This is a genomic window from Alkalibaculum bacchi, assembly GCF_937875145.1.
Lineage (GTDB): Bacteria > Bacillota > Clostridia > Eubacteriales > Alkalibacteraceae > Alkalibaculum > Alkalibaculum bacchi_A.
The window spans coordinates 1-7,328 of the sequence record NZ_CALNCS010000144.1 but is presented as its reverse complement, the minus strand read 5'-3'; the positions used below and the strand labels follow the sequence as shown (position 1 = coordinate 7,328).

The 7,328-nt window shown below is 34.2% G+C and carries 10 protein-coding genes; 5 read left to right on the top strand and 5 right to left on the bottom strand.

Going from position 1 to position 7,328, the window contains the following annotated elements:
* The 5 genes from Q7P22_RS09070 to ispH (Q7P22_RS09050) all read left to right on the top strand — a co-directional run.
* The coding region (locus Q7P22_RS09070; protein WP_303863404.1) for an aminoacetone oxidase family FAD-binding enzyme at positions 1-587 on the top strand (587 nt) is incomplete at its 5' end.
* A gap of 151 nt (positions 588-738) precedes the next feature.
* Entirely contained in the window at positions 739-1,182 is a 444-nt protein-coding gene (locus tag Q7P22_RS09065; RefSeq protein ID WP_113921112.1) for a hypothetical protein, read from the top strand.
* A gap of 160 nt (positions 1,183-1,342) precedes the next feature.
* Complete coding sequence (cmk, locus tag Q7P22_RS09060) at positions 1,343-1,996, top strand: (d)CMP kinase (RefSeq protein ID WP_303863409.1); 654 nt, start codon at positions 1,343-1,345, stop codon at positions 1,994-1,996.
* On the top strand, positions 1,997-2,581 hold the full coding sequence (locus Q7P22_RS09055) for a 1-acyl-sn-glycerol-3-phosphate acyltransferase (RefSeq protein WP_303863412.1): 585 nt from the start codon (positions 1,997-1,999) through the stop codon (positions 2,579-2,581).
* A 12-nt stretch (positions 2,582-2,593) separates the two neighbouring features.
* The gene (ispH, locus tag Q7P22_RS09050) at positions 2,594-3,676 is read left to right on the top strand and encodes a 4-hydroxy-3-methylbut-2-enyl diphosphate reductase (RefSeq protein WP_303863414.1); all 1,083 of its coding nucleotides are present in this window, start codon (positions 2,594-2,596) and stop codon (positions 3,674-3,676) included.
* On the opposite strand, the gene ispH (Q7P22_RS09045) is transcribed toward ispH (Q7P22_RS09050), so the two are convergent.
* The 5 genes from ispH (Q7P22_RS09045) to Q7P22_RS09025 form a co-directional block, all read right to left on the bottom strand.
* Entirely contained in the window at positions 3,653-4,735 is a 1,083-nt protein-coding gene (ispH, locus tag Q7P22_RS09045) for a 4-hydroxy-3-methylbut-2-enyl diphosphate reductase (RefSeq protein WP_303863414.1), read from the bottom strand. The genes ispH (Q7P22_RS09050) and ispH (Q7P22_RS09045) overlap by 24 nt on opposite strands.
* A 12-nt stretch (positions 4,736-4,747) precedes the next feature.
* The gene (locus Q7P22_RS09040; RefSeq protein ID WP_303863412.1) at positions 4,748-5,332 is read right to left on the bottom strand and encodes a 1-acyl-sn-glycerol-3-phosphate acyltransferase; all 585 of its coding nucleotides are present in this window, start codon (positions 5,330-5,332) and stop codon (positions 4,748-4,750) included.
* Positions 5,333-5,986 carry a (d)CMP kinase gene (gene cmk, locus Q7P22_RS09035; protein WP_303863409.1) on the bottom strand — a complete coding sequence of 218 codons (654 nt, stop codon included), beginning with the start codon at positions 5,984-5,986 and terminating at the stop codon, positions 5,333-5,335.
* Positions 5,987-6,146: 160 nt separating this feature from the next.
* Entirely contained in the window at positions 6,147-6,590 is a 444-nt protein-coding gene (locus Q7P22_RS09030; RefSeq protein WP_113921112.1) for a hypothetical protein, read from the bottom strand.
* A 151-nt stretch (positions 6,591-6,741) separates the two neighbouring features.
* A partial coding sequence (locus tag Q7P22_RS09025; protein WP_303863404.1) for an aminoacetone oxidase family FAD-binding enzyme occupies positions 6,742-7,328 on the bottom strand: 587 nt, incomplete at its 5' end.

Below are 7,328 nucleotides of genomic sequence, written 5' to 3'. Positions count from 1 at the left end.
CCTTAAAAAATGTTAGTATATCCCTCTTTAAGGGCAATAAAAAGGTAAAAGAAGTTTTTGGCGAAATGCTCTTTACGCATTTTGGTCTTTCAGGTCCGGCCGTATTATCTTTAAGCTCTATTATAAAAGAAGAAGGTTCATATACTGTTAGAATCAATTTAAAACCTGCTCTTGATGAAACAACCCTAGATAGTAGGATTCTTAGAGATTTTGAAAAGTACGCTAATAAGAGTTTTAAAAATGCACTTGATGATTTGCTACCTAAAAAGATGATTCCGGTGATTATAGAACTAAGCGGCATCGATGAATACAAAAAAGTAAATCAAATAACAAAAGAAGAACGCAATAAAATCAGAGGAATTTTACAGAACTTAACCGTATCTATTAAGGGCAAAAGGCCTATTAATGAAGGTATTATCACCTCAGGTGGAATAAAAGTAAAAGAAGTAAACCCTGCAACGATGGAGTCTAAAGTAGTCGAAGGGCTTTATATAGTTGGTGAAGTATTAGATGTAGATGCTGTGACAGGAGGCTTTAATCTTCAAATTGCTTTTTCAACTGGGTATTTAGCAGGAATAAGCTGTTAAAGGAATGAAATAATGCTCAAATACATAAAATAGTAAAGATTGGTATCAATACGTAAGTAAAGGGCTTAATCCTTTTGCTGTTTGATAAGAATAGCTTACTTTTAATGTATCTAATGATTGTTAGGATTATATTGTATTGGAGTGTAGAATCTTGAAAAAATCTATTTCATTATTTGAGAAATTATTAGTTTCTGTAATTGTCTTTGCCTTTGGAGCAGTAGTACTCGTTCAAATCTTTGTAAATAACGATGTATTAGAGACGGTTAAGTCCAATGAGACGGGTATACCTGTTAGTTTAGAGGAGAGCACAATCTATATATCAAAAGGAAATCTTAGATTTAACTTTACAGGAGATAAAGGCGTTCAAATTTTTCTAAATGGAGAAAAAGTAAAGGAAGAGGACGAAAAGTCCCCTTTCGATCTAGAAGTAATAGATGGGGATGTAGTAGAAGTAAGAAACAACAATAGTGAAACCATCACCCTACACCTAATAGACGCAACAGATAACCTTATTACACCTAAAATGGGAAGCAAGTACGAGTGTGAAAAAGGGATGACGTATTTGTTTAAGGTAGAAATTCAAGAGAAGAGCTGATTTTTAAGGTGGTAAGGTGGTAAGGTGGTAAGGAAAACCACCCTCGCTTAAAGGCGAGACGGTTTTCCTTTCAGCTTTCAGCTTTTCCCGACCAAGGAGTCACTTTTACTTAAAATTTGCACCTTGCAACGTAAAACTTAGAACTTGAACGGAGGATTACATGAAAAATATACATATTGCAATTGATGGGCCTGCTGGAGCAGGGAAGAGTACCATTGCTAAAAGATTAGCACAAGAAATCCATATTGATTATTTAGATACTGGAGCTATGTATCGAGCCCTAACCTATCATATTTTGCAGTTAAACGTGGATGTAGAAGATGAAGAGACAATCATAAAGGAAGCCGAAAAAATCGACATCGATTTTAATAATAATTGCGTTTACTTAAATGGAATAAACGTAGATATTGATATTCGCACACAAAAAGTTAGCAATAATGTATCTGCAGTATCAAAATTTGCTAGAGTCCGTGAGCTTATGGTAGACAAGCAACGTGAAATCGCTAATGGTAAATCTGTTATAATGGATGGAAGAGATATTGGAACAGTTGTCCTACCTAAAGCAGAATACAAGTTTTATTTAGACGCGTCCATTGACATTCGAGCTCAAAGAAGATACGAACAATTAGACCAAAATATGGATATAGAAGAATTAAAGCGAGATATCGCAAATAGAGACAAAATGGATCAGACGAGAGAAGTTTCTCCTTTAAAAAAGGCAGAAGACGCTATTGTTATTGACACTAGTAATATGACAATTGATGAAGTTCTTCAAACTATGAAATCCATCATAAATGAAGAGGAAGGTGAGTAGATGGTTTATACATTTGTTCGATTTATCGTGAATGTTTGTATATCATGTATTTATAAGTTTGAAGTACAGCATAAAGAGAGAATTCCTCATTCAGGAGCGATAATCATTTGCTCTAATCACATTCATTGGATAGACCCCATCGTTCTAGCCTGTAAAGGCACCAAGAGGACAGTACACTTTTTAGGTAAGGCAGAGCTATTTAAAAATAGAGCTTTTGCTTGGCTCTTAAAGCATCTTAATGTGATTTCCATCAAAAGAGGGCAAAGTGATATTGGTGCCATTAAAAATTCTCTGACAGTTCTAAAAGAAAACCATACACTTGGTATTTTTCCAGAAGGTACTAGAGTAAAAGAAGGGGAAGAAAAGAAGGCGGAGGCAGGACTGGCTATGTTAGCTATAAAGTCTAAAGCTTTAGTCATTCCTATCGGAATTTCTGCAAATTACAAAATAGGAAGCAAAGTTACTGTAAATATTGGAGAACCTATTTCCTTAGAGTCTTATTATGGAAAAAAAGTGCCTAAAGAAAAGATGGAAGAAATCAGCGAAGACATCATGAATCAAGTACGAAAACTAGTAAGCAGATAAGAGAGGGATACAATGGAGATCATACTAGCGAAAACAGCAGGGTACTGTTTTGGTGTAAATAGAGCATTAGATGCTGTAGACAAAGCCATAGAAGATGGACAAGTTCACCTCATCCATACATTAGGTCCTATTATACACAATCCTCAAGTCATCGAAAAACTTGAAGAAAGGGGTGTCAAGACAGTACAAGGATTAGATGAAATCGAAAAAGGAACAATAGTCATACGATCTCACGGTGTTGGAGAAAATGTGATTAAGGAAGCAGAAGAGAAAAGCCTAAATCTTATCAATGCCACTTGTCCATATGTAAAGAATATTCAGAAGAGAGTAAAAAAATATTATGATGAAGATTATCAAATTGTAATCATTGGAAATAAGGACCATCCTGAAGTCAAGGGTATTAATGGATGGTGTAATAATAGCGGAATAATAGTAGATGATAAAAATAATGTGCCAAACGTAGCTAAATATGATAAAATATGCGTTGTAGCACAAACTACCATTACAAACGAATTATTTATAGCGATAACAGAAAAGATGAAAGAACAACATAATAATGTAGCTATATTTAATACCATATGTAATGCAACAAAAGAGCGCCAAGAAGAGACGAGAAGAATTGCACAGGATGTAGATTGCATGATCATCATTGGCGGGTATAATAGTTCTAATACGCAAAAATTAGTAAGTATCAGCAAAAAATATTGCAATAATACATTCCATATTGAGACGAAAAAAGATCTGGATATGGATAAAATAAAAAAATATGAAAAAGTAGGTATTTCTGCGGGGGCATCAACACCCCAATGGATTATCGAGGAGGTTATAAATTTTATGGAAAATCAAGAAAACAATATGGAAAACATGAACAGCACTTATGAGGACACCTTCAAAAGTTTTAGAAAGGGCAGCATTGTAGAGGGAAAAGTAATATCTGCATCAAAAGATGAAATTATCGTTAATGTAGGATATAAAACAGATGGAATCATCAAAAAATCTGAGTACACAAAAGATTCAGATGTAGACTTAAGTACAATAGTAAATCCACAAGATAATATTGAAGCATTGGTATTAAATATCGGTACCGATATTTAATACCAATGCTTCAATATTATCTTGTGGATTTACTATTGTACTTAAGTCTACATCTGAATCTTTTGTGTACTCAGATTTTTTGATGATTCCATCTGTTTTATATCCTACATTAACGATAATTTCATCTTTTGATGCAGATATTACTTTTCCCTCTACAATGCTGCCCTTTCTAAAACTTTTGAAGGTGTCCTCATAAGTGCTGTTCATGTTTTCCATATTGTTTTCTTGATTTTCCATAAAATTTATAACCTCCTCGATAATCCATTGGGGTGTTGATGCCCCCGCAGAAATACCTACTTTTTCATATTTTTTTATTTTATCCATATCCAGATCTTTTTTCGTCTCAATATGGAATGTATTATTGCAATATTTTTTGCTGATACTTACTAATTTTTGCGTATTAGAACTATTATACCCGCCAATGATGATCATGCAATCTACATCCTGTGCAATTCTTCTCGTCTCTTCTTGGCGCTCTTTTGTTGCATTACATATGGTATTAAATATAGCTACATTATTATGTTGTTCTTTCATCTTTTCTGTTATCGCTATAAATAATTCGTTTGTAATGGTAGTTTGTGCTACAACGCATATTTTATCATATTTAGCTACGTTTGGCACATTATTTTTATCATCTACTATTATTCCGCTATTATTACACCATCCATTAATACCCTTGACTTCAGGATGGTCCTTATTTCCAATGATTACAATTTGATAATCTTCATCATAATATTTTTTTACTCTCTTCTGAATATTCTTTACATATGGACAAGTGGCATTGATAAGATTTAGGCTTTTCTCTTCTGCTTCCTTAATCACATTTTCTCCAACACCGTGAGATCGTATGACTATTGTTCCTTTTTCGATTTCATCTAATCCTTGTACTGTCTTGACACCCCTTTCTTCAAGTTTTTCGATGACTTGAGGATTGTGTATAATAGGACCTAATGTATGGATGAGGTGAACTTGTCCATCTTCTATGGCTTTGTCTACAGCATCTAATGCTCTATTTACACCAAAACAGTACCCTGCTGTTTTCGCTAGTATGATCTCCATTGTATCCCTCTCTTATCTGCTTACTAGTTTTCGTACTTGATTCATGATGTCTTCGCTGATTTCTTCCATCTTTTCTTTAGGCACTTTTTTTCCATAATAAGACTCTAAGGAAATAGGTTCTCCAATATTTACAGTAACTTTGCTTCCTATTTTGTAATTTGCAGAAATTCCGATAGGAATGACTAAAGCTTTAGACTTTATAGCTAACATAGCCAGTCCTGCCTCCGCCTTCTTTTCTTCCCCTTCTTTTACTCTAGTACCTTCTGGAAAAATACCAAGTGTATGGTTTTCTTTTAGAACTGTCAGAGAATTTTTAATGGCACCAATATCACTTTGCCCTCTTTTGATGGAAATCACATTAAGATGCTTTAAGAGCCAAGCAAAAGCTCTATTTTTAAATAGCTCTGCCTTACCTAAAAAGTGTACTGTCCTCTTGGTGCCTTTACAGGCTAGAACGATGGGGTCTATCCAATGAATGTGATTAGAGCAAATGATTATCGCTCCTGAATGAGGAATTCTCTCTTTATGCTGTACTTCAAACTTATAAATACATGATATACAAACATTCACGATAAATCGAACAAATGTATAAACCATCTACTCACCTTCCTCTTCATTTATGATGGATTTCATAGTTTGAAGAACTTCATCAATTGTCATATTACTAGTGTCAATAACAATAGCGTCTTCTGCCTTTTTTAAAGGAGAAACTTCTCTCGTCTGATCCATTTTGTCTCTATTTGCGATATCTCGCTTTAATTCTTCTATATCCATATTTTGGTCTAATTGTTCGTATCTTCTTTGAGCTCGAATGTCAATGGACGCGTCTAAATAAAACTTGTATTCTGCTTTAGGTAGGACAACTGTTCCAATATCTCTTCCATCCATTATAACAGATTTACCATTAGCGATTTCACGTTGCTTGTCTACCATAAGCTCACGGACTCTAGCAAATTTTGATACTGCAGATACATTATTGCTAACTTTTTGTGTGCGAATATCAATATCTACGTTTATTCCATTTAAGTAAACGCAATTATTATTAAAATCGATGTCGATTTTTTCGGCTTCCTTTATGATTGTCTCTTCATCTTCTACATCCACGTTTAACTGCAAAATATGATAGGTTAGGGCTCGATACATAGCTCCAGTATCTAAATAATCAATATGGATTTCTTGTGCTAATCTTTTAGCAATGGTACTCTTCCCTGCTCCAGCAGGCCCATCAATTGCAATATGTATATTTTTCATGTAATCCTCCGTTCAAGTTCTAAGTTTTACGTTGCAAGGTGCAAATTTTAAGTAAAAGTGACTCCTTGGTCGGGAAAAGCTGAAAGCTGAAAGGAAAACCGTCTCGCCTTTAAGCGAGGGTGGTTTTCCTTACCACCTTACCACCTTACCACCTTAAAAATCAGCTCTTCTCTTGAATTTCTACCTTAAACAAATACGTCATCCCTTTTTCACACTCGTACTTGCTTCCCATTTTAGGTGTAATAAGGTTATCTGTTGCGTCTATTAGGTGTAGGGTGATGGTTTCACTATTGTTGTTTCTTACTTCTACTACATCCCCATCTATTACTTCTAGATCGAAAGGGGACTTTTCGTCCTCTTCCTTTACTTTTTCTCCATTTAGAAAAATTTGAACGCCTTTATCTCCTGTAAAGTTAAATCTAAGATTTCCTTTTGATATATAGATTGTGCTCTCCTCTAAACTAACAGGTATACCCGTCTCATTGGACTTAACCGTCTCTAATACATCGTTATTTACAAAGATTTGAACGAGTACTACTGCTCCAAAGGCAAAGACAATTACAGAAACTAATAATTTCTCAAATAATGAAATAGATTTTTTCAAGATTCTACACTCCAATACAATATAATCCTAACAATCATTAGATACATTAAAAGTAAGCTATTCTTATCAAACAGCAAAAGGATTAAGCCCTTTACTTACGTATTGATACCAATCTTTACTATTTTATGTATTTGAGCATTATTTCATTCCTTTAACAGCTTATTCCTGCTAAATACCCAGTTGAAAAAGCAATTTGAAGATTAAAGCCTCCTGTCACAGCATCTACATCTAATACTTCACCAACTATATAAAGCCCTTCGACTACTTTAGACTCCATCGTTGCAGGGTTTACTTCTTTTACTTTTATTCCACCTGAGGTGATAATACCTTCATTAATAGGCCTTTTGCCCTTAATAGATACGGTTAAGTTCTGTAAAATTCCTCTGATTTTATTGCGTTCTTCTTTTGTTATTTGATTTACTTTTTTGTATTCATCGATGCCGCTTAGTTCTATAATCACCGGAATCATCTTTTTAGGTAGCAAATCATCAAGTGCATTTTTAAAACTCTTATTAGCGTACTTTTCAAAATCTCTAAGAATCCTACTATCTAGGGTTGTTTCATCAAGAGCAGGTTTTAAATTGATTCTAACAGTATATGAACCTTCTTCTTTTATAATAGAGCTTAAAGATAATACGGCCGGACCTGAAAGACCAAAATGCGTAAAGAGCATTTCGCCAAAAACTTCTTTTACCTTTTTATTGCCCTTAAAGAGGGATATACTAACATTTTTTAAGG